Here is a 19,369-nt window from a genome sequence, read left to right as displayed (position 1 = left end):
TAAAGAGGAAACGATTGAGTCCACAAACACAGACACTTGATTTTGAGCTAGAGCCGACGGATTCACGTCGGCTTTCCAATCTCTGCGGCCCTTTAGACGAGAATCTGAAGCATATAGAGCGTCGCCTCGGCGTAGAAATAACGCACCGCGGTCATCAGTTTCAGTTGATAGGTCACGCAGCCAGCGTTGCGGCCGTGCACAAATTGTTACTCGATCTCTACATTGAGACGGCAACCGTAAAAGGCAAAGAAGGCCAGATTGAACCCGAACAAGTGCACCTGGCCATTCAGCAGGCAAAAGTGCTTGAGCAAAGCGACGATCAAGGCGACCCTGCCGCTGAAAAAATGACTCACATTAAGACCAAACGCGGCTTAATTAAGCCTCGCAATCATAATCAGGCTGGTTATGTTCGTGCCATTCTGGCTCATGATGTGAATTTTGGTATTGGACCGGCCGGTACCGGCAAAACTTATCTGGCGGTAGCTTGTGCAGTAGATGCATTGGAACGTCAGGAAGTGCGCCGTATTCTCTTAACTCGCCCGGCAGTGGAAGCGGGTGAAAAACTCGGTTTCTTACCGGGAGACTTAGCTCAGAAAGTAGACCCCTATTTACGCCCTCTTTATGACGCTTTATTCGAAATGCTCGGCTTTGAAAAAGTTGAAAAGCTGATTGAGCGTAACGTCATTGAGGTGGCTCCGCTGGCTTACATGCGCGGACGTACGCTGAATGACGCCTTCATTATTTTAGATGAAAGCCAGAATACCACTTGTGAACAGATGAAGATGTTCCTGACCCGTATTGGCTTTAATTCACGAGCCGTTATTACCGGCGACATCACTCAGGTGGATTTACCCCGTGGCCAACGCTCAGGATTAAGGCACGCTATTGAAGTGCTGAATAAAGTCACGGACATCAGCTTTACCTTTTTTCAGGCCGGTGATGTCGTACGCCACCCCGTAGTGCAGCGTATCGTCCAAGCCTACGAGGAATTCGATAAAAGCTAATGGCTGATTTAACACTAGATTATCAACTGGCTGACGGTATTACTAAAGCTCCAGAGGAAAGCGCTGTCCATAACTGGGTCGCCGCCACTCTGAATTACCTGAAAAAAAATGATAAGGCGGTTGAGCTAACGGTGCGCATTGCTGCATCAGAAGAAGCTCAACAGCTGAATAATGAGTTCCGCAATAAAGATTACGCCACCAACGTTTTGTCTTTCCCATTCAATAGCCCGGTAGAATTACCCGTCACTTTGTTAGGTGATTTGGTTATCTGTCAGAGCGTCGTTGAACGTGAAGCTGAAGAGCAACAAAAGTCAGCCATCGACCACTGGACGCATATGGTGATACACGGTACTCTCCACCTATTAGGTTACGATCATATTGAAGACGGCGAAGCCGAAGAAATGGAACAAATTGAACGTAACATCTTAGCGAGTCTGGGAATATCAGACCCGTATCAAACTGAAGACAATATGGAGCTTAACACTCAATGAGCGACGACAACCCCCACTCAGCCAACGGCTCATCGGGAAAATCCTGGGCAGCGAGACTGCTGCAAGTATTCGCTGGTGAGCCGAAAAGCAGAGAAGAACTCGTCGATTTGATTCAGGACGCTGAAGATCGCGACCTGATAGACAACGATACCAGAGAAATGATTGAAGGAGTGCTCGATGTCGCTGAGCTTAAAGTCCGCGACATTATGATCCCACGCTCACAAATGGTCACCATTGATATCCATCAAGGTGTAGACGAATTCCTGCCTATCGTTATCGATTCTCAACACAGTCGTTATCCGGTTGTTACTGACAATAAAGATCACGTTGAGGGCATTCTGTTAGCAAAAGACTTGCTCAGCTACGGCTTTAATATGACCGATGAAGCCTTTTCGCTGGACAAAGTTATGCGCCCGGCGGTTATCGTTCCGGAGAGTAAACGCGTTGATGTGTTACTAAAAGAGTTTCGTTCCAACCGTTACCATATGGCTATTGTTGTTGATGAGTATGGCGGCGTATCTGGCCTGGTAACTATTGAAGATATTCTGGAAGAAATAGTTGGCGAAATTGAAGACGAAACCGACGCTCATGGTAACGATGAAAAAAACAATATTCGTCGCCTTAGCCCAAGCCGCTATTCGATAAAAGCTTTAACTACCATTGAAGACTTTAACCAATACTTTGACACCAACTTCAGTGATGAAGAACACGATACTGTTGGTGGCCTTGTTGCGCACGGCTTTGGCCATTTACCGCAAGCAGGTGAAGAAGTAACGCTTGGCAACATGACCTTCCGGGTCACTAATGCAGATAAAAGACGTATTCAGCAACTGCAAGTCAGTCTGGACTCTGCTACAGAGAACGCACCGGAGCCTGCACAGTAATGATAAAACCTTCAGGAAGCGTTACGCGCTCTTTGCTATTAGTGATTTGCGGCGCTCTCCTGACGCTGTCTTATTCACCTTTTCACTGGCACTGGCTGCCATTTATCATACTTCCCATAGTTGTAAGACTGATATGGCCACTCGCTCCTAAACGGGCATTCAGAGCAGGCTTTCTCTTCGGTATGGGTTGGTTCGGCGCCGGTTTAAGCTGGATTTACGTTAGCATCGATCAGTATGGTGGCGTTCCAGTTCCGGTTACTCTGCTTTTGTTAGTATTGCTGTTTGCTTATTTAGCACTGTTTCCTGCAATTGCATTTTGGTGTTGGCAGAAACTCTCTCACCGAAAATTTGCCTGGCGCTTCAGTCTGCCTTTCTTTTGGCTTATCGCTGAACTACTCAGAGGTTGGCTCTTCACCGGCTTCCCATGGCTAAGCCTGGGTTACAGTCAAACCGATGGCATTTTCGGCGGGTTGGCTCCGGTTATTGGTGAAACTGGTATTACGGTAGCGCTTTGGTTTACTGCTATCACCATGGTGCTGGCGTTTAGGTTCAAAAAACCAGCCTCGCTTTTAATTCCACTTATTTTTCTCTCTTGCTCTGTCGTATTTCCTAAAATACAACCCACAGAGAGAAAAGCAGAATCCATGTCGGTACTGCTGGTTCAGGGCAACATTCAACAGTCTTTAAAATGGCAGGCTGAACAGCAATGGCCAAATATTTTGCGCTATCTGGATTTAACCCGCCCCAAATTTAATCACGACCTGGTTATTTGGCCGGAATCCGCGATAACCGCGCTTGAGCCTTATGCCAGTGATGTCCTTAATACGGTAGAACAGTCCGCGAGTATGAACGACTCAGCCTTAGTTACCGGCATTATTGATTACGACAGACTCAACGATGATTTTTACAACTCCGTTATTGTGCTGGACGACGACAGCTACAATTATGGCAACGCTAACCGTTACCAAAAACACCAACTGCTGCCAATTGGCGAGTTTGTCCCTTTTGAAGACCTTTTACGCCCGCTGGCTCCGCTATTTAACCTACCTATGTCGTCATTTAGCCGAGGGGGATATCAACAACCTAACCTCAAGGCCAACGGTAGCAATCTGGCCATGGCTATATGCTATGAAATAGCCTTTGCAGGTCAAGTTCGCAGCAATACTTATGACGATACCGATTACCTTGTGACCATTAGTAACGACACATGGTTTGGTGATTCACACGGCCCCTGGCAGCACATGCAAATAGCGCGAATGCGAGCGATGGAGCTTGGTAAACCCTTGTTACGGGCAACGAATAATGGCGTTACAGCGGCCGTAGACGAACATGGCCAATATATAGAACTGGCTCCGCAGTTTACGGCAACGGCGTTATCAGCGGATGTCTACCCGGTTAGTGGTTCAACGTTATTTAATAAAATTGGTAACTGGGGAGCTATAATTCTGGCTCTGTTTGGCCTGTTACCTGTAATCGCTACAAAACGTACTAAGAAACGCGCTCAGACATAGTCATCGGGCGCGAAAATCAGTACACTATAAAGGCTTAGCAGAACTATTCTGTTGCTGTTCTTTTCCATTTTTTCACAGGGATCTCATTATGGAAAATATATTTGACGCCATTCTTTTTGCTGTGCTTATTGCTGCAGGCGGCCTGGGACTAACTTCCTGGCTCATGCTGTTCGCCATTGACAAGTCAGAACCTGCCGAAGTCAAACAACGCGCTGTTTTTGAAAACGGTTTTTTTGGTCTGGCCGGCATCGTCGTTGTACTTCTTATGTGGTACGCAATTAGCTAAACCGATATTTAAATTCAAACGGAATCAGCAGGAATTATGCAAGAACAATACAACCCGAGCAAAATCGAATCTGCCATGCAAAAACGCTGGCAGGAACAAGACGTATTTACGGCAAAAGAACAGCCGGGCAAAGACAAGTTCTACTGCCTGTCCATGTTCCCCTACCCCAGCGGGAAACTGCATATGGGGCATGTTCGTAACTATACTTTAGGTGATGTCATTAGCCGTCATCAGCGTATGCTCGGGAAAAATGTTATGCAACCTATGGGCTGGGATGCCTTTGGCCTTCCTGCTGAAAATGCCGCCATACAAAATAAAACGGCACCGGCGAAATGGACTTACCAAAATATCGACTATATGCGCGAGCAGTTAAAAAGCTTAGGTTTTGGCTACGACTGGAACCGTGAGCTGGCAACTTGCTCGCCGGATTATTATCGCTGGGAACAGTGGTTCTTCACTAAGCTTTATGAAAAAGGCCTGGTGTATAAGAAGAATGCGACGGTTAACTGGGACCCGGTAGACCAGACCGTGCTCGCCAATGAGCAAGTCATTGACGGCCGGGGCTGGCGTTCAGGCGCTAAAGTCGAGCAAAAAGAAATTCCTCAGTGGTTTATTAAAATAACCGATTACGCTGAAGAACTGCTAGATGACTTGGATCAGCTTGATGGCTGGCCAGAGCAAGTCAAAGCTATGCAACGTAACTGGATCGGCCGCTCAGAAGGCGTCGAAATCGATTTTAAAGTCGCCTCCTCTGAGCAGACTTTACGCGTTTATACCACCCGTCCGGATACACTTTATGGTGTTACCTACATGGGCGTTGCAGCACAGCATCCTTTAGCTACGGAAGCCGCTAAAACGAATCCTGAACTGGCTAAATTCATTGAAGAGTGTAAAAACAGCAAAGTTGCAGAAGCTGATATTGCCACAATGGAAAAGCTGGGTATGGACACCGGTATTAAAGCCGTTCACCCAATGACCGGCGAAGAAATTCCGGTGTGGGTCGCTAACTTTGTTTTAATGGATTACGGTTCCGGTGCCGTTATGGCCGTGCCTGCACATGACCAACGCGACTGGGAATTTGCAACGAAATACCAGTTGGAAATTCGCCCGGTAATTGAACCTCTTAGTGGCGATAGTGACATTGAAAAAGCAGCCATTACTGAGAAAGGCACCGTTATTAACTCGGGGCCATATAACGGTATGAGTTCGGCTCAAGCCTTTGACGCTATTGCAACCGAGCTAAAAGAAAAAGGTATTGGCGAGCGTAAAGTTAATTACCGTTTACGCGACTGGGGGGTATCTCGTCAGCGTTACTGGGGAACTCCAATTCCAATGCTGAATCTGGAAAATGGTGAGTCCGTGCCAGTGCCGGAAGATCAGCTACCGGTTAAACTGCCTGAAGATGTCGTTATGGACGGTGTGAATTCACCGATAAAATCTGACCCCGAATGGCGTAAAACCGAATATAACGGCCAGCCGGCAGAACACGAAACCGATACCTTCGACACCTTCATGGAGTCGTCGTGGTACTACGCTCGTTACTGCAGCGCACAAACTGATGATGCCATGCTGGATCCGGAAAAAGCCAACTATTGGCTACCGGTTGATCAGTATATTGGTGGTATTGAGCACGCCATTTTGCATTTGTTGTACGCTCGCTTTTTCCATAAATTATTGCGCGACACAGGCTTAGTGGAGTCTGACGAACCATTCAAACGCTTGCTATGCCAGGGCATGGTGCTGGCAGACAGCTATTACCGCGAAGATGAAAAAGGCGGTAAGCAGTGGGTGTCACCTCTTGAAGTTGACATTGAGCGTGACGAAAAAGGCGCCATCGCCGGAGCTAAACATAAGCAAGACGGCCAACCGGTTAATATCGGCGGCATGAGCAAAATGTCAAAGTCTAAGAATAACGGTATTGACCCGCAAACCATGGTTGAACGCTATGGCGCGGATACCGTGCGCTTATTTATGATGTTTGCCGCACCACCAGAAATGACGCTGGAGTGGTCAGATTCCGGTGTTGAAGGTGCACAACGCTTTTTACGCCGTCTGTGGAAACTGACTTACGACTTAAATAACGCCGGTGGCGCTTGTTCAGGTCAAAGCTTAAATGCAAACCAAAAGCAGCTGCGTCGCGAGTTGCATAAAACCATTGCCAAAGTCAGCGATGACATGGGACGCCGCCAGCACTTTAACACAGCAATAGCAGCCATTATGGAGCTGCTTAACCACTTACAAAAAGCGCCACTGGAAAGCAAGGCCGACCGGCAGGTATTAGCTGAGTCTATCGATGCTATGGTGCGTATGCTTGCGCCTATCACGCCGCATATCTGTGAGCAGTTATGGCAGGAACTGGGACATCAGGGGCCGCTGTCTTTCGCTGACTGGCCAACCGTTGATGAAAGTGCGTTAGTTGAAGACGAAAAACTTATTGTGGTGCAAATTAATGGCAAAGTTCGGGCTAAATTAACCGTACCTGCCGACGCTTCCGCAGAACAAGTTGAGCAAATTGCTTTTGATGAAGAAGCCGTACAAAAGCATACTGAGGGCAAAGAAGTTCGTAAGAAAATCTACGTGCCCGGAAAAATTCTCAATATTGTTGTTGGATAACCCATGCGCGTTACCTTAAACCTTTTACTCACCCTGCTGCTGATAGCCACTCTTAACGGATGTGGCTTTCAGCTGCGCGGAAACTACCAGCTACCAGAAACACTGCAGTCGGTTTCTTTGCAAAGCCAGGTTTCAAAGGAATTAAGTGAGCATATGGAACAGCGCTTTATTCATTCGGGCATTCAGGTATCTACAGCAGAACAGCCCGTTGTCGTTCGGCTTCTTTCAGATAAGTTAGAACGAAGAACACTGTCGTTGTTTGAAAGTGGCCAAGTTGCGGAATACGAACTTCTGTATCAGGTCAATTATCAGTTGTTCAACAATGAAAAGCTGCTACTTGAGCGAACTGTTGAGGTGGCGCGGGACTATCAGGACGACCCTAACTTTGTATTGGCTAAAACCCGTGAACGGGAAATGCTGGTCGATGAAATGAGAGCTGAAGCGTCACGCCTTATTCTGCAACAAATCATCTCCGAAATGTCGGAATAGAATCCTTAGCCAATGCAAACTATCTACCCTGAAAAGCTTGAACCTTACTTGCAACAGAATGGGGTGCCCCCTGTCCTGCTTGTGTTTGGTGATGACCTTTTACTCAGGAACGACGCACTAGCCAGCATTCGAAAAAGCTTAGCCAGTGATGACCTCGAGCGGGTGCATTGGTTACAAAGTAAAGACTTCGACTGGCAGCAACTGTCCGCCGGTGAACAGTCAATGAGCCTGTTTGGCAATATGCGACTGGTAGAACTTGAATTGCCCGAAAACAAACCCGGTCGGGACGGTTCTTCGGCATTGACCGAGTACGCAAAGAATCAGGCCGATAGCGAAATTCTGGTTGTAATTGGCGACCGGCTAAAAAAGGAGACGCAGAACAGTCGTTGGTTTAAGGCACTGGCAGAGCGCGGCCCGCTGGTTCGTACCCAAAGCCCGGATAAGTCACAGTTGCCCGCCTTTATTCACCAGCGTGCTCAGCGTTACCAACTCACTCTCGCCGCGGGTGTTCCGGAAAAGTTATCAGACTGGTTTGAAGGAAACTTACTTGCTCTGGATCAGGAGCTGAGTAAATGGCAATTGCTGAGCAACGATGGCGTCATTACGGAAGACTTTTTGAAAACCTCCATTGATGATGTCAGTCGCTTTAGCGTGTTTGCGTTGCAGGAAAGTATCCAGCAGCAAGACTTTGAAGGTGCGTTGCATCGGCTGGAGCGTTTACTGGACGAAGAGAATGATTTTCACAGACTCATCTGGATTTTGCAGCGCGAAGTGCAACTGCTGACAGCATTGAAAAAAGCTAAGCAGACACAAACCGATACAAACGCACTTTTCCGTCAATTTATGATTTGGCCTAATCAACAACCGGGTTATCACCAGCGCGCAAATCAATTGAGCCAGCAAACTCTATTGAGTGCACAGCAGTTGATTGAGAGAATAGAAGCAGCGCTTAAGCTTGATAGCGGGGAATCCCCTCTTATACTCACGACTCATCTACTCAGTTTACTTTGCTGTAATAATGCCGACGCCATTAATGACGGGCTCTCGGTGTTTAATCACGGCATTGAACCGACCGAAAAATTTATTCAGCTATGATACGCGCAATTTTTGGCGGCACTTTCGACCCTATTCATAACGGACACCTGAAAACGGCAGCCGCTCTGGTAAAAGAGCTCGATATTTCGACTTTAGCGCTAATGCCAAGCGCGGTACCGCCACATCGCCCGCAACCAGATGCGAGTCCCGAGCAGCGGTTGGACATGGTTAAACTCGCATCTCAGAAAAACCCAGCTTTCACTGTCGAGGATTGGGAGTTAAGACAGGACAGACCATCCTTTACCGCCAATACATTAAGTGAATTTAAAACCCAATCTCCTGATGACACCCTACTTTTTGTGATGGGGATGGATTCATTAATGAGTCTTCACCACTGGCATCAGTGGCACCAGCTTATTGAGTACGCTCACCTTGTCGTGATGCCAAGAGCCGGGGTTCCTTTTAACCCTCAGGATGACGAGTTGAAAGCGTTTATTTCAGCGCATATGACCCGCGATAGAAACGCCTTGAATGAACAACGCCAGGGTCTGCTTTATATTGCAGAAACTCCAATGGTCGATGTTTCCGCCACTGAACTCCGTAACCAACTTCAGAAACGTGAAAAAAACCTGCCACTGCCTTCCAATGTTTATGACTATATAAGACAACATCAGCTGTATTTGTAACTGAACACTTTTCCTAATTTCTGTTAAACTTCGGGTTTTAATCCTTAAATCGGAGAAAATCTTTTGCAGGCAGAAGAATTGCGTGAATTTGTCATTGATAAAATCGATGATCTTAAAGGTCGTGACGTTCAAATTTTAGATGTTCATGATAAAACCGACGTTGTTGACTACATGATCATTTGCTCTGGCAGCTCGAAAACGCATGTAAGAAGCATTGCTGAACATGTGGCGACAGAAGCAAAACATGCTGGCACGCCGCCTATTGGCGTAGAAGGTGGAGAACAGTCGGAGTGGGTTTTAGTTGACCTTGGTGATGTTGTTATACACGTTATGCAAGACAGCATCCGCGACTTCTATCAATTAGAAAAACTCTGGGGCTAGTCAGTGCAAATTCAATTACTCGCCGTTGGCACGAAAATGCCCACGTGGGTTACTGAAGGCTTCAACGAATATAAAAAACGGTTCCCGGCGGATTGTAAGCTAGTGCTGCATGAAATAGCCGCCCAAAAGCGGACGCGTAAAGCAGATTTAAATCGCGTTATGCAACAAGAAGGCAAATCACTGCTGCAAGCAATACCCAAAGGGAACCGAATTGTCACTTTAGAGGTCACAGGTCAGGCCTGGGACACACCTAAGCTTGCTCAGCAATTAGAAAAGTGGCAAATGGACGGCAGAGATGTCACTCTATTAATCGGCGGGCCTGAAGGCCTTTCTGATGAATGCCTGGCGACAGCTGAGCAACGCTGGTCTTTGTCTAAATTAACATTGCCCCATCCGGTGGTCAGATTAATCGTCGCAGAAAGTCTTTACCGGGCATGGAGCCTGAATAACAATCATCCGTACCATAGAGAATAAGAATAATAATGCGTCACCGCACCCACATACGTGATCATGATTCCGAAGCGGCCGTTTTTGGACGACGCGTGCTTGTTGCTATGGTGATTGTTGTCGCAGCTTTTATAGCTCTGGCATCGAATATGTATCACTTACAGGTAAGTGAACACAATGAGCTTCAAACACGCTCTAACGATAACCGGATAAAATTACTTCCCCTGGCGCCGAATCGAGGCTTAATCTATGACCGCAACGGTATTTTGTTAGCGGAAAACACACCAATTTACAGTCTCGATGTTACCCCCGAAGAAATCGGCAACCTTGAGCAGACTCTAAGTCAACTTCAGCAGTTACTGGACTTCCCCGACAGCACTATTGAGCGCTTCTACCGGAATCTAAAAAACCAGCGGCGTTTTAATAATGTGCCCTTACTTGATGAGCTGAATGAAAAACAGCTCGCGGTTTTTGCAGCACAACAACATAAGTATCCGGGAGTCAGTATCGAAGCGCGCTTAATTCGAAACTATCCGCATAAAGAACTATTGACTCATGCCGTGGGGTACGTTGCGAAAATTAACCGTAGAGATGTCGAGAAATTACGTGAAAGTGGTGAGTTGCCTAATTACGCCGCCAGCCGGACAATAGGGAAACTCGGTATCGAAAGATACTACGAGAAAGACCTGCATGGCGAGGTTGGCTATCAAAGTGTTGAGGTTAATAACCGCGGACGTGCAGTAAGAACTCTGAGTATTGAAGCACCCAAGCCAGGACAGGATATCGTCTTAGAACTCGACCTTGAATTACAAAGAAAAGCCGCAGAGTTACTGGGAGAGCAACGCGGCTCTATTATATTAATGGACGCCACCACCGGTGGAATTTTAGCCATGGTCAGCACTCCCAGCTACGATCCAAACTGGTTCGTCAATGGCATTTCCGTTAAGCAATATCAGTCGTTATTGAATTCAACCCAGAGCCCGCTACTTAACCGCATAACTCAAGGAGCATACCCTCCTGCCTCAACTATCAAACCTCAGATAGGTTTACTTGGTTTAGAAGATGGCACCATTGAAGAAGATACTCGCATATGGGATCCCGGCTGGTTTGAAATAAAAGGCGTTGACCGGCGCTACCGCGACTGGCTGGCCTGGGGGCACGGCTGGGTCGATGTAGAAAGAGCCATTACTGAAAGCTGTGATACATTTTATTACGATTTAGCCCTTAAGCTCGGTGTTGATAAGATATCCAGCTTTATGGCCCAGTTTGGTTTCGGTGAAAAAACAGGAATAGACATTCATGAAGAAGTTCCTGCATTGATGCCGTCACGCGGGTGGAAAAGAGCTCGTTTTGGTCAGCCTTGGTATGCAGGCGAAACGCTCTCTGTTGGTATTGGCCAGAGTTATTGGACAGCAACCCCTATGCAACTCGCTGTTGCCACTGCCATGGTTGCAAATAAAGGCGAGCACCTTATTCCCCGATTGCTGCGCGGGAAAATACAAGATGGTGTATTTGAAGAAGCGTTAATTGCTCACCGGGAAAAATTAACCTTATCCGATAGTAATAACTGGGACGTTATTACTAGGGGAATGCGTAATGTGAATATGGCGCAAAAAGGCACAGCTCATAGAGCGTTTAAAGATGCACCCTACTCCTCGGCCGGAAAAACCGGAACGGCTCAGGTAAGAAGCCTCGGTCAGGAAGAAGAATATAACGCAGAAGATATTGCAGAACGCTATCGCGATAATGCAATGTACGTGGGTTATGCCCCGGCAGACGACCCTAAAGTTGTTGTGGTAGTTGCAATAGAAAACTCTCTAGGGGGTGGCGGGAGTATCGCGGCGCCGGTCGCAAGAAAAATATTAGACGTCTGGCACACCCGATTTAACAATGGCAAAAAACAGCAGGAAGAAACTAATGCTGACGACTGAAGAACGCCAAAGAAGCCCGCTACTTAAAAAGCTACACATAGACGGGCCACTGCTTATTCCTCTGATTGTGCTCTCAGTTCTTAGTTTGTTTGTTATTTATAGCGCAGCAGGTCAGGATCTGGAAGTCGTAGAAAGGCAGTCTGTACGTATAGGTCTGTCTTTTGTTGTGCTTTTTGTAGTTGCACAAATTCCGCCGAGAGCTTTGTCACGGTTCGCCGTTCCTGCGTTTGTCGTCGGTGTCTTGCTACTAATTGCGGTACTTGTCTTTGGTGAAATGGGCAAAGGTGCTCAACGCTGGTTAGACATAGGTCCTTTAACAATACAGCCGTCAGAGATAATGAAGCTCGCCATGCCCCTTATGCTGGCTTGGTATATGAATCAGCGCCCTATACCACCATCTATTTATCGGTTATTTGGTGCTTTAGTTCTGGTCATTATTCCCACACTACTTATTGCGCGACAGCCTGATTTAGGCACCTCGTTATTAGTTGCCTGTGCCGGTATTTTCGTTATTTTCCTGGCCGGCCTTAGCTGGAAACTGGTTACCGCAGCAAGTCTTGCCGTGGCGGCATTTACGCCGGTTCTGTGGTTTTATCTAATGCACGACTACCAGCGTCAACGAGTGCTGACTTTTTTAAACCCCGAGCGCGATCCCCTGGGTTCCGGTTACCACATTATCCAGTCAAAAATTGCCATTGGTTCAGGCGGCATTGACGGTAAAGGCTGGCTTCAGGGAACCCAGTCTCAACTCGAATTTTTACCTGAGCGTCATACCGACTTTATTTTCTCTGTTTTTAGTGAAGAATTTGGTCTTACCGGAGTTATCCTTTTGCTTGCGCTATATGGCTTTATTATTTTGCGGGGTCTAATTATTGCTCTGCAAACACAGGATATCTTTTGTAAATTACTGGCTGGTTCACTGACACTCACCTTCTTTGTTTATGTGTTTGTAAATATTGGTATGGTTTCAGGACTATTACCGGTGGTTGGGGTACCATTGCCTTTAATCAGTTATGGTGGAACGTCGATGGTAACGCTTATGGCAGGCTTCGGCATGCTTATGTCTATCGCGACCCACCATCGCTTAGTTATGAAAAATGGCTAAAACAGGGAAACTTTATGCGCACCTTATTTGGATTAGCGTTGCTAACCGCAACAACCAGCTTGTCGGCATATGCTCAGGAGCAAACGCCTGAGGTTGAAGAGTTTATTCAACAGCAGGTAAAAGAGCATCAACTGGACGAAGCTCAGGTACGTCAATGGCTATCGGAGGCAGAAAAAAATGACGATGTACTGGAAGCTATTCAGCGCCCATGGGAGGCTAAACCCTGGTATCAATACCATCCTATTTTCTTAACTGAAAAACGCTTAGACGCCGGCGTTAAATTTTGGAAAAAACACAGAGAAACACTGGAGCGCGCAGAAAAAGAGTACGGCGTGCCAGCACAAATCATTGTGGCAATAATTGGTGTCGAAACCTTTTATGGCAATTACATGGGCAAATATTCTGTTCTGGATTCACTCTACACTTTAGGTTTCCATTACCCTCCCCGTTCAAGTTTCTTCCGTTCCGAACTGGGCGAATTCTTTCAGTTAGCTGCTGAAGAAGGTTGGGACGTAGCCGAAGCAAAAGGCTCCTACGCCGGTGCTATGGGGTTCGGTCAGTTTATTTCTTCCAGCTATCGCCATTACGCAGTTGACTTTGATAACGACGGACACAGAGACATCCTGACGAATCCGGTTGATGCAATCGGCAGTGTGGCTAATTACTTTGCTAGACATAAATGGCAGCAAGGCCAACCTGTGGCACAAGCGGTTAGTAACGAACAAGACTGGAAAGCGTTAGTCAGCGACGGTATGAAACCCAACACCACACGTTCTGAAATTAAGCGCAAGGGCTATGAACTTCCGCAACACCAAGCGGTTAATGATGACACCAAAGTTAGAGTATTTGAGTTTGAAACAGAAGAAGCTCATGAATACTGGCTGGGATACGAAAACTTCTATGTCATTACCAGGTATAATCATAGCCCACTGTACGCGATGGCTGTTTACCAGTTTAGCGAGCAACTGAAAAATGAAGTGGAATAGTTTATTAACCATAATGCTGAGCGTATTTTTACTCAGCAGTTGTTCCAGCGGCCCCTCCGGCCGCTACTCTCAACATAAAGACAGTGCACCGACTCGTTTACCTAACGAGTCAGAGTTACGCAGTGCCGTTCCCGTTCACGAGCCTATTAGCCCTCAGGGAAACCGGGACTACCGGGTTTTAGGTAATGATTATGAGGTAATGGACAGTGCTATTGGTTATGTCGAGGAAGGTTATGCTTCCTGGTATGGTAATAAATTTCACGGTCACCTGACGTCCAATGGCGAGTACTATGACATGTACAGCATGTCGGCCGCCCATACTCGGCTTCCGCTGCCAACTTACGTAAAAGTCACTAACTTAAACAATGACCGTACAGTCATTGTGCGGGTGAATGACCGGGGCCCCTTCCATTCTGAGCGTATTATCGACTTATCATTTGCTGCTGCTTATAAACTCGATATGCTGGATAATGGTACTGCACCAGTCAGAATCGAAGCCATCAACTTAAACACTCCCATGCGCGCGGAAGAACAACCTCTATCGACGAGCCAGTCCAGCTATCATATTCAATTAGCTGCCTCGTCAAATATCGACCGTTTATCGCAGTTAAAACACAACTTACCGCCCAAGTTCCAGGAAATTGCAACTACTGAACAAACTCATGGTCTACATAAACTCATGCTGGGACCGGTTTCTGAAGATGAAAGTCACGATTTACTCGAGCAGATACGATCTTCCGGATACCCTGAAGCTTTTCGCGTAAAGGCAGCGCAAAGTCAGACGGATACTCCTGACGCTGTGCAACAGAACTGATATAATCCGGCTTCCTTAAGCACATGTTTCACTTTTTGACCGATAAGATAAAGATAATCCCAATGAAAAAAATTTGTCACCTCTTTACCGTTGTAACCCTATTATTCAGCTCAGCAAGTTTTGCGGCTCAGTCATTGGTTCCCAATGCGCCGTCAGTAAATGCCAAGGCTTATATCCTTATCGATCATACTACCGGCAAGGTATTAGCAGAAAGTAATTCGAACGAAAGCCTGCCTCCTGCCAGCCTGACCAAAATGATGACCAGCTACATTATTGGTAAAGAAATGTTGTCTGGCCGCATTAGCGAAAAAGACATTGTTACGGTCAGCGACAATGCCTGGGCCAAAAATTTTCCTGAATCCTCTAAAATGTTCATAGAGGTCGGCAAAGAGGTCAGTGTTAAAGACTTAAACCGCGGTATTATTATCTCTTCCGGTAACGACGCATGTGTAGCTATGGCTGAGCATATCGCCGGAAGTGAAGACGCTTTTGCCGACTTAATGAATAACTATGCCGAACAAATTGGCATGAAAGACAGCCATTTTGCTAATAGTCATGGTCTACCCGATTCCGAGCAATACGTATCCGCCCGCGATATGGCCACTTTAGCCAGCGCTTTAATAGAAGAAACCCCGGACGAGTATAAGCTATACGCAGAAAAATCCTTTACCTATAATAATATTAAGCAATATAACCGTAACTCATTGTTATGGGATCGTAGCTTGAATGTTGATGGTATAAAGACCGGCCATACTAATGAAGCAGGTTATAGTCTGGTTTCTTCTGCAGTTGAAGACGGAACCCGTTTAATTGCAGTAGTAATGGGAACTGGTAGCGAGCAAGCTCGTAAAGTTGAAAGTAAAAAATTACTTAACTACGGATTTCGCTATTTCGAAACCGTCAAAGCTTACGGTGCAGGTGAAAGCTTTATTTCTCAGCGTATCTGGGGCGGTGATTTAGACGAAGTTGAGCTGGGTATTAGTGAAGATGTCGTAATTACTTTACCTAAAGGCCAGCGCGATAAATTGAATGCTAACTTTGAACTTGATGAACAACTTCAGGCTCCGCTTTCAAAAGGCCAGCACGTAGGAACAGTATATCTTCAGTTAAATGGTGAAGATGTTGCTTCTTTCCCACTGGTAACACTGCAAAGCGTAGAGGAAGGTGGTTTCTTCAAGAAAATGATGGATTACATCAAACAGCAGTTTAGCGAAGAGTAAAGGTTTAGATAGATGCAAAAAACTCGTTTTGACGAACTGGTCGACTTTCCCTGTCACTTTACGTTTAAAGTGATGGGGGTTGCCAGTGACAGTCTTCCCGATCAGGTTGTAGAAGTTTTACAAGAACATGCTCCGGGCGACTACAGTCCTTCTGTAAAGCCCAGCAGCAAAGGTAACTACCACTCAATCTCTGTGGCTGTGCGTGTTGAAAGCCAGCAGCATATCGAAATACTGTATCGTTCACTCTCTGATATTGAGGACGTTCGTTACGTTCTGTAGCTGCAGGACTAGCCGTTGTTGCTGACAAACGTTATAATGGCGGCATGAACGATACCCTAATTATCCGTGAATTGGGCAGGCAGCCATACGAACCCGTATGGCATGCTATGCAGGAGTTCACTGACCAACGCGACGAACACACTGCCGACGAGCTGTGGGTGGTCGAGCACGACCCTGTCTTCACTCAAGGACAAGCCGGCAAAGCTGAGCATATTCTCGCTCCGGGTAATATTCCGGTTATCCAGGTCGACAGAGGCGGACAGGTTACCTATCACGGTCCGGGTCAGCTCGTTATCTATTTTCTCCTTAATATTCGCCGTCTTAACTATGGTGTCCGTCAATTGGTTAATCATATTGAAAACACCGTAATTGACACCCTTTCCGATTACGGGATTGATGCCAAAGCACGTCGAGATGCCCCAGGCGTTTATGTAGACGCAGATAAAATCTGTTCTCTGGGGCTACGTATTCGTAAAGGCTGCTCTTTTCACGGATTGGCGTTGAACGTCAATATGGATATGGAACCTTTTTCCCGAATAAACCCCTGTGGCCTTTCGGGCATAGAAATGATTCAAACTAAGGATCTCAATGGTCCTGATAGCTTTAGTGAAGCGGCTGATGCAGTGATAAAACACTTTACCAGCTCTCTTTCCTACAGCAACATTCTTCAACAAACGGGACTCGCTCAAGATTATGTCAAAGCCAGTTAGAGTTGAACCTGGTGTCAAAATGCGTGACGCCGATAAAATGGCACTGATACCAGTACAAATTATTCCCACCGAACGCGACCAGATGTTGCGCAAGCCGTCGTGGCTGAAGGTTAAGTTGCCTTCTTCAAGTGAGCGTATTGATGAGATTAAGCAAGCAATGCGCAGCCATGGTTTGCACTCTGTTTGTGAGGAAGCATCCTGTCCAAATTTACCGGAATGTTTTAATCACGGTACAGCCAGCTTTATGATCCTGGGCGACATTTGCACACGTCGTTGCCCATTCTGTGACGTTGCTCACGGTCGCCCTCTTCCTCCCGATCCGGAAGAAGCTGAAAAGCTGGGCAAAACCATCCGCGATATGAAAGTGAAGTATGTCGTAATTACATCGGTTGACCGCGATGATTTACGCGACGGCGGTGCTCAACATTTTGCGGACTGTATTCGTGAAATTCGTGAGCACAGTGAGAACAACATTCAGGTAGAAGTATTGGTACCGGATTTTCGTGGTCGTATGCAGGTTGCGCTCGATATTCTGAAAGGCGAAGCGCCTGACGTATTTAACCACAACCTTGAGACCGTGCCACGCCTGTATAAGGCGGCTCGTCCTGGTGCAAATTACCAGTGGTCTTTAGACTTGCTGCAAAAATACAAAGAAGTTCGTCCTGATATCCGGACTAAGTCTGGACTTATGGTCGGCCTTGGCGAAACCAAAGAAGAAATACTGGAAGTCATGAAAGATCTTCGTGCGCACGATGTCGACATGTTAACTATCGGACAGTATTTGCAGCCTAGCCGCCACCATATTCCGGTAGCGCGCTACGTGCATCCTGACGAGTTTGAAGAGCTGCGTGTTGCTGGTGTAGAAATGGGCTTTAGCCACATTGCCAGTGGACCACTGGTACGCTCGTCTTATCATGCTGACTTACAGGCTGCGGGCGAAACCGTACGTTAATTAGGGAATAATGACCATGAGCCTTTTACTGTGGTGTTTACTAATTGCCGGAGTCTTGCCAATTTTGGCTAAGGCGCCTGTGGTTTACTTTCAGAACCGGGATAACGGTTATGACAATAAACACCCCAGAGCTCAACAGCAACGGTTACTTGGGCGTGGAGCCCGGGCCGTTGCCGGTCACTATAATGCTTATGAAGCTTTCCCGTTATTTGCCGCGGCCGTATTAGCAGCCCTGGCAACCTCTCAGGTTACCGAGCGCATTGAGTTTTTGAGTATTTCTTTTATTGTGCTTAGAGTGCTCTATCACATTGCTTATTTAAGCAACTATGACAAACTTCGGTCACTTATTTGGTTTCTGGCAACACTCTGCCCTGTGTTGATTCTGGCGCAAGTCGCTATTAGCGTCTAAATAAAAAGCATCAGTTTTTGTGCTTCAGCAACCTTAAGTAAAGTTCTGGCCATAGTTTGGTGTCGTGCTGTTCCATAGCGGTTCTGACATTGACAGGACGCCATGCTTGCCTGTCATCTATGGCATTACAGGTATCCGCCTTAAAAAGGCCCGCAGTGGCTTCCCCTGAGCTTCCTAAACGCCACTTCCCTTGCTTGTTAATCGCAATATCCTGCCATGAACTGAGCTCATATTTCCACGGCAGGCTTTTATAAATCGCTTTAATCTGCCGTGCCGAATACTCGTTATGAGCTTCTGTCACAATAATATTCAAGTTATCATGGTCGTAGTAGCCATAACAAAACTTTTGAGCAAGTGCGTCTGACATTTCATATTCATCAGCAAATCCCATCCAGTGTCCCAGCTCATGTTGAATCACCGCTTCTGAACTGTCAGGAGTTAAAGTCAGTGTCTGACTATCTGCACTGGCAATACCTTGGTCAGCTAATATCACTTGCTTATCAAATTGCTGTTCGGAACGGCAACTGGCTCGCTTTCTTTGCGTATCGGTTACACAAGATAAGCTTTCGTCCAGAGTAAAACTAATGCACCAATTCTGCGTATCAAAAGGAGCGTTTTGTACCGCGGACAAAAAGTTAAGATAACGTCGTTTTTCCCCAGAATCCGCTGCAACGACATTAATTTCCATATCACACTGACCATTATTCTTATAGCGTTCTATCAATTCAAGCTTGCTCTGCAACCAAGGTTCTCTCGAATCGCCCCAGCGGTTCTGCCATTGATTTATTGATGTTTTCTGATCGGTTAATTCAGCACTAGCTACCTGCCGTTGAGCCGCCGGGTCGCCTGCAGCAACGGCCAGTTCAAGCCAGGTGTCATTTGCTCTTGGAAATTCGTTGATTAAACTTTCTATGGCAGGGAAATAATGCTGCTTTGCCGACCGCTGCCACCAATAATAAGCAGCGGTACGGTTATTAAGTTTCCAATGATGATTTGCCAGTTGGTGTTGTGCCCGGGCATTACCCTGATGCGCTAACCTGCTGAGCTCTTGTTGGTGGTTATGAACCTGATGAGACCACCCACTTAAAGCCAGCAGAAACAACACAATTAAGAGTCCGGCTTTCACTCCTTTCTCT

21 protein-coding genes are annotated in these 19,369 nt (G+C 46.6%); 20 read left to right on the top strand and 1 reads right to left on the bottom strand.

The features are described 5' to 3' along the window. The first annotated feature begins 14 nt into the window (after window positions 1-14). From ACN0TF_RS01270 to ACN0TF_RS01175, 20 genes are all read left to right on the top strand, one after another. Window positions 15-1,004: a PhoH family protein gene (locus ACN0TF_RS01270; protein ID WP_114981534.1), complete on the top strand. Its 990-nt coding sequence runs from the start codon at window positions 15-17 to the stop codon at window positions 1,002-1,004. Next, window positions 1,004-1,495, top strand: coding sequence for an rRNA maturation RNase YbeY (gene ybeY / locus ACN0TF_RS01265; protein ID WP_417440440.1), 492 nt, complete (start codon window positions 1,004-1,006; stop codon window positions 1,493-1,495). The genes ACN0TF_RS01270 and ybeY overlap by 1 nt, the downstream gene beginning before the upstream one ends. Beyond that, window positions 1,492-2,379, top strand: a complete 888-nt coding sequence (gene corC, locus ACN0TF_RS01260) for a CNNM family magnesium/cobalt transport protein CorC (protein ID WP_417440439.1) — start codon at window positions 1,492-1,494, stop codon at window positions 2,377-2,379. The genes ybeY and corC overlap by 4 nt, the downstream gene beginning before the upstream one ends. Next, window positions 2,379-3,890: an apolipoprotein N-acyltransferase gene (gene lnt / locus ACN0TF_RS01255; RefSeq protein WP_417440438.1), complete on the top strand. Its 1,512-nt coding sequence runs from the start codon at window positions 2,379-2,381 to the stop codon at window positions 3,888-3,890. The genes corC and lnt overlap by 1 nt, the downstream gene beginning before the upstream one ends. Before the next feature lie 88 nt (window positions 3,891-3,978). After that, window positions 3,979-4,176 carry a hypothetical protein gene (locus ACN0TF_RS01250; RefSeq protein ID WP_011234197.1) on the top strand — a complete coding sequence of 66 codons (198 nt, stop codon included), beginning with the start codon at window positions 3,979-3,981 and terminating at the stop codon, window positions 4,174-4,176. 36 nt (window positions 4,177-4,212) lie between these two features. Then, entirely contained in the window at window positions 4,213-6,789 is a 2,577-nt protein-coding gene (gene leuS, locus ACN0TF_RS01245; protein ID WP_417440437.1) for a leucine--tRNA ligase, read from the top strand. Between the two features lie 3 nt (window positions 6,790-6,792). Further along, complete coding sequence (gene lptE / locus ACN0TF_RS01240) at window positions 6,793-7,278, top strand: LPS assembly lipoprotein LptE (protein ID WP_417440436.1); 486 nt, start codon at window positions 6,793-6,795, stop codon at window positions 7,276-7,278. 12 nt (window positions 7,279-7,290) lie between these two features. Continuing rightward, complete coding sequence (holA, locus tag ACN0TF_RS01235) at window positions 7,291-8,373, top strand: DNA polymerase III subunit delta (RefSeq protein ID WP_417440435.1); 1,083 nt, start codon at window positions 7,291-7,293, stop codon at window positions 8,371-8,373. Next, window positions 8,370-8,999, top strand: coding sequence for a nicotinate-nucleotide adenylyltransferase (nadD, locus tag ACN0TF_RS01230; RefSeq protein WP_417440434.1), 630 nt, complete (start codon window positions 8,370-8,372; stop codon window positions 8,997-8,999). The genes holA and nadD overlap by 4 nt, the downstream gene beginning before the upstream one ends. A 63-nt stretch (window positions 9,000-9,062) precedes the next feature. After that, on the top strand, window positions 9,063-9,380 hold the full coding sequence (rsfS, locus tag ACN0TF_RS01225) for a ribosome silencing factor (protein WP_011234202.1): 318 nt from the start codon (window positions 9,063-9,065) through the stop codon (window positions 9,378-9,380). A gap of 3 nt (window positions 9,381-9,383) precedes the next feature. After that, on the top strand, window positions 9,384-9,854 hold the full coding sequence (rlmH, locus tag ACN0TF_RS01220; protein ID WP_417440433.1) for a 23S rRNA (pseudouridine(1915)-N(3))-methyltransferase RlmH: 471 nt from the start codon (window positions 9,384-9,386) through the stop codon (window positions 9,852-9,854). An 8-nt stretch (window positions 9,855-9,862) separates the two neighbouring features. Further along, a complete protein-coding gene (gene mrdA, locus ACN0TF_RS01215) occupies window positions 9,863-11,758 on the top strand; it encodes a penicillin-binding protein 2 (protein WP_417440432.1) in 1,896 nt (631 codons plus the stop codon). Beyond that, the gene (gene rodA, locus ACN0TF_RS01210; protein ID WP_417440431.1) at window positions 11,745-12,863 is read left to right on the top strand and encodes a rod shape-determining protein RodA; all 1,119 of its coding nucleotides are present in this window, start codon (window positions 11,745-11,747) and stop codon (window positions 12,861-12,863) included. Before mrdA ends, rodA begins: the two co-directional genes overlap by 14 nt. A 14-nt stretch (window positions 12,864-12,877) precedes the next feature. Next, window positions 12,878-13,849: a lytic murein transglycosylase B gene (gene mltB / locus ACN0TF_RS01205; protein WP_417440430.1), complete on the top strand. Its 972-nt coding sequence runs from the start codon at window positions 12,878-12,880 to the stop codon at window positions 13,847-13,849. Then, window positions 13,836-14,663, top strand: a complete 828-nt coding sequence (locus tag ACN0TF_RS01200; protein ID WP_417440429.1) for a septal ring lytic transglycosylase RlpA family protein — start codon at window positions 13,836-13,838, stop codon at window positions 14,661-14,663. Before mltB ends, ACN0TF_RS01200 begins: the two co-directional genes overlap by 14 nt. 62 nt (window positions 14,664-14,725) lie before the next feature. Then, window positions 14,726-15,883 (top strand): serine hydrolase, encoded by a 1,158-nt coding sequence (locus ACN0TF_RS01195; RefSeq protein ID WP_417440428.1) that lies wholly within the window; start codon window positions 14,726-14,728, stop codon window positions 15,881-15,883. A gap of 12 nt (window positions 15,884-15,895) precedes the next feature. After that, window positions 15,896-16,162 (top strand): DUF493 family protein YbeD, encoded by a 267-nt coding sequence (ybeD, locus tag ACN0TF_RS01190; RefSeq protein WP_011234209.1) that lies wholly within the window; start codon window positions 15,896-15,898, stop codon window positions 16,160-16,162. A gap of 44 nt (window positions 16,163-16,206) precedes the next feature. Continuing rightward, window positions 16,207-16,872, top strand: a complete 666-nt coding sequence (gene lipB / locus ACN0TF_RS01185) for a lipoyl(octanoyl) transferase LipB (protein ID WP_417440427.1) — start codon at window positions 16,207-16,209, stop codon at window positions 16,870-16,872. Beyond that, window positions 16,856-17,824 (top strand): lipoyl synthase, encoded by a 969-nt coding sequence (gene lipA, locus ACN0TF_RS01180; RefSeq protein ID WP_417440426.1) that lies wholly within the window; start codon window positions 16,856-16,858, stop codon window positions 17,822-17,824. The genes lipB and lipA overlap by 17 nt, the downstream gene beginning before the upstream one ends. Before the next feature lie 16 nt (window positions 17,825-17,840). After that, entirely contained in the window at window positions 17,841-18,233 is a 393-nt protein-coding gene (locus tag ACN0TF_RS01175; RefSeq protein ID WP_414018503.1) for an MAPEG family protein, read from the top strand. 10 nt (window positions 18,234-18,243) lie between these two features. Here the strand turns inward: ACN0TF_RS01175 and ACN0TF_RS01170 are convergent, their stop codons facing one another. Beyond that, on the bottom strand, window positions 18,244-19,359 hold the full coding sequence (locus ACN0TF_RS01170) for a peptidase (RefSeq protein ID WP_417440425.1): 1,116 nt from the start codon (window positions 19,357-19,359) through the stop codon (window positions 18,244-18,246). Window positions 19,360-19,369: the final 10 nt, after the last annotated feature.

The organism is Idiomarina sp., from assembly GCF_048265525.1.
Taxonomy (GTDB): Bacteria; Pseudomonadota; Gammaproteobacteria; order Enterobacterales; family Alteromonadaceae; genus Idiomarina.
This window is presented reverse-complemented; position numbering and strand designations above follow the sequence as displayed.

What these genes read in the sequence shown, in the direction of transcription:
- mrdA (WP_417440432.1), top strand. Translation starts at nt 9,863, where the DNA reads ATGCGTCACCGCACCCACATACGTGATCATGATTCCGAAGCGGCCGTT.
- rodA (WP_417440431.1), top strand. Translation starts at nt 11,745, where the DNA reads ATGCTGACGACTGAAGAACGCCAAAGAAGCCCGCTACTTAAAAAGCTA.
- lipA (WP_417440426.1), top strand. Translation starts at nt 16,856, where the DNA reads ATGTCAAAGCCAGTTAGAGTTGAACCTGGTGTCAAAATGCGTGACGCC.
- ACN0TF_RS01200 (WP_417440429.1), top strand. Translation starts at nt 13,836, where the DNA reads ATGAAGTGGAATAGTTTATTAACCATAATGCTGAGCGTATTTTTACTC.
- holA (WP_417440435.1), top strand. Translation starts at nt 7,291, where the DNA reads ATGCAAACTATCTACCCTGAAAAGCTTGAACCTTACTTGCAACAGAAT.
- lnt (WP_417440438.1), top strand. Translation starts at nt 2,379, where the DNA reads ATGATAAAACCTTCAGGAAGCGTTACGCGCTCTTTGCTATTAGTGATT.
- ybeD (WP_011234209.1), top strand. Translation starts at nt 15,896, where the DNA reads ATGCAAAAAACTCGTTTTGACGAACTGGTCGACTTTCCCTGTCACTTT.
- ACN0TF_RS01250 (WP_011234197.1), top strand. Translation starts at nt 3,979, where the DNA reads ATGGAAAATATATTTGACGCCATTCTTTTTGCTGTGCTTATTGCTGCA.
- ybeY (WP_417440440.1), top strand. Translation starts at nt 1,004, where the DNA reads ATGGCTGATTTAACACTAGATTATCAACTGGCTGACGGTATTACTAAA.
- ACN0TF_RS01175 (WP_414018503.1), top strand. Translation starts at nt 17,841, where the DNA reads ATGAGCCTTTTACTGTGGTGTTTACTAATTGCCGGAGTCTTGCCAATT.
- lipB (WP_417440427.1), top strand. Translation starts at nt 16,207, where the DNA reads ATGAACGATACCCTAATTATCCGTGAATTGGGCAGGCAGCCATACGAA.
- lptE (WP_417440436.1), top strand. Translation starts at nt 6,793, where the DNA reads ATGCGCGTTACCTTAAACCTTTTACTCACCCTGCTGCTGATAGCCACT.
- mltB (WP_417440430.1), top strand. Translation starts at nt 12,878, where the DNA reads ATGCGCACCTTATTTGGATTAGCGTTGCTAACCGCAACAACCAGCTTG.
- ACN0TF_RS01195 (WP_417440428.1), top strand. Translation starts at nt 14,726, where the DNA reads ATGAAAAAAATTTGTCACCTCTTTACCGTTGTAACCCTATTATTCAGC.
- corC (WP_417440439.1), top strand. Translation starts at nt 1,492, where the DNA reads ATGAGCGACGACAACCCCCACTCAGCCAACGGCTCATCGGGAAAATCC.
- leuS (WP_417440437.1), top strand. Translation starts at nt 4,213, where the DNA reads ATGCAAGAACAATACAACCCGAGCAAAATCGAATCTGCCATGCAAAAA.
- nadD (WP_417440434.1), top strand. Translation starts at nt 8,370, where the DNA reads ATGATACGCGCAATTTTTGGCGGCACTTTCGACCCTATTCATAACGGA.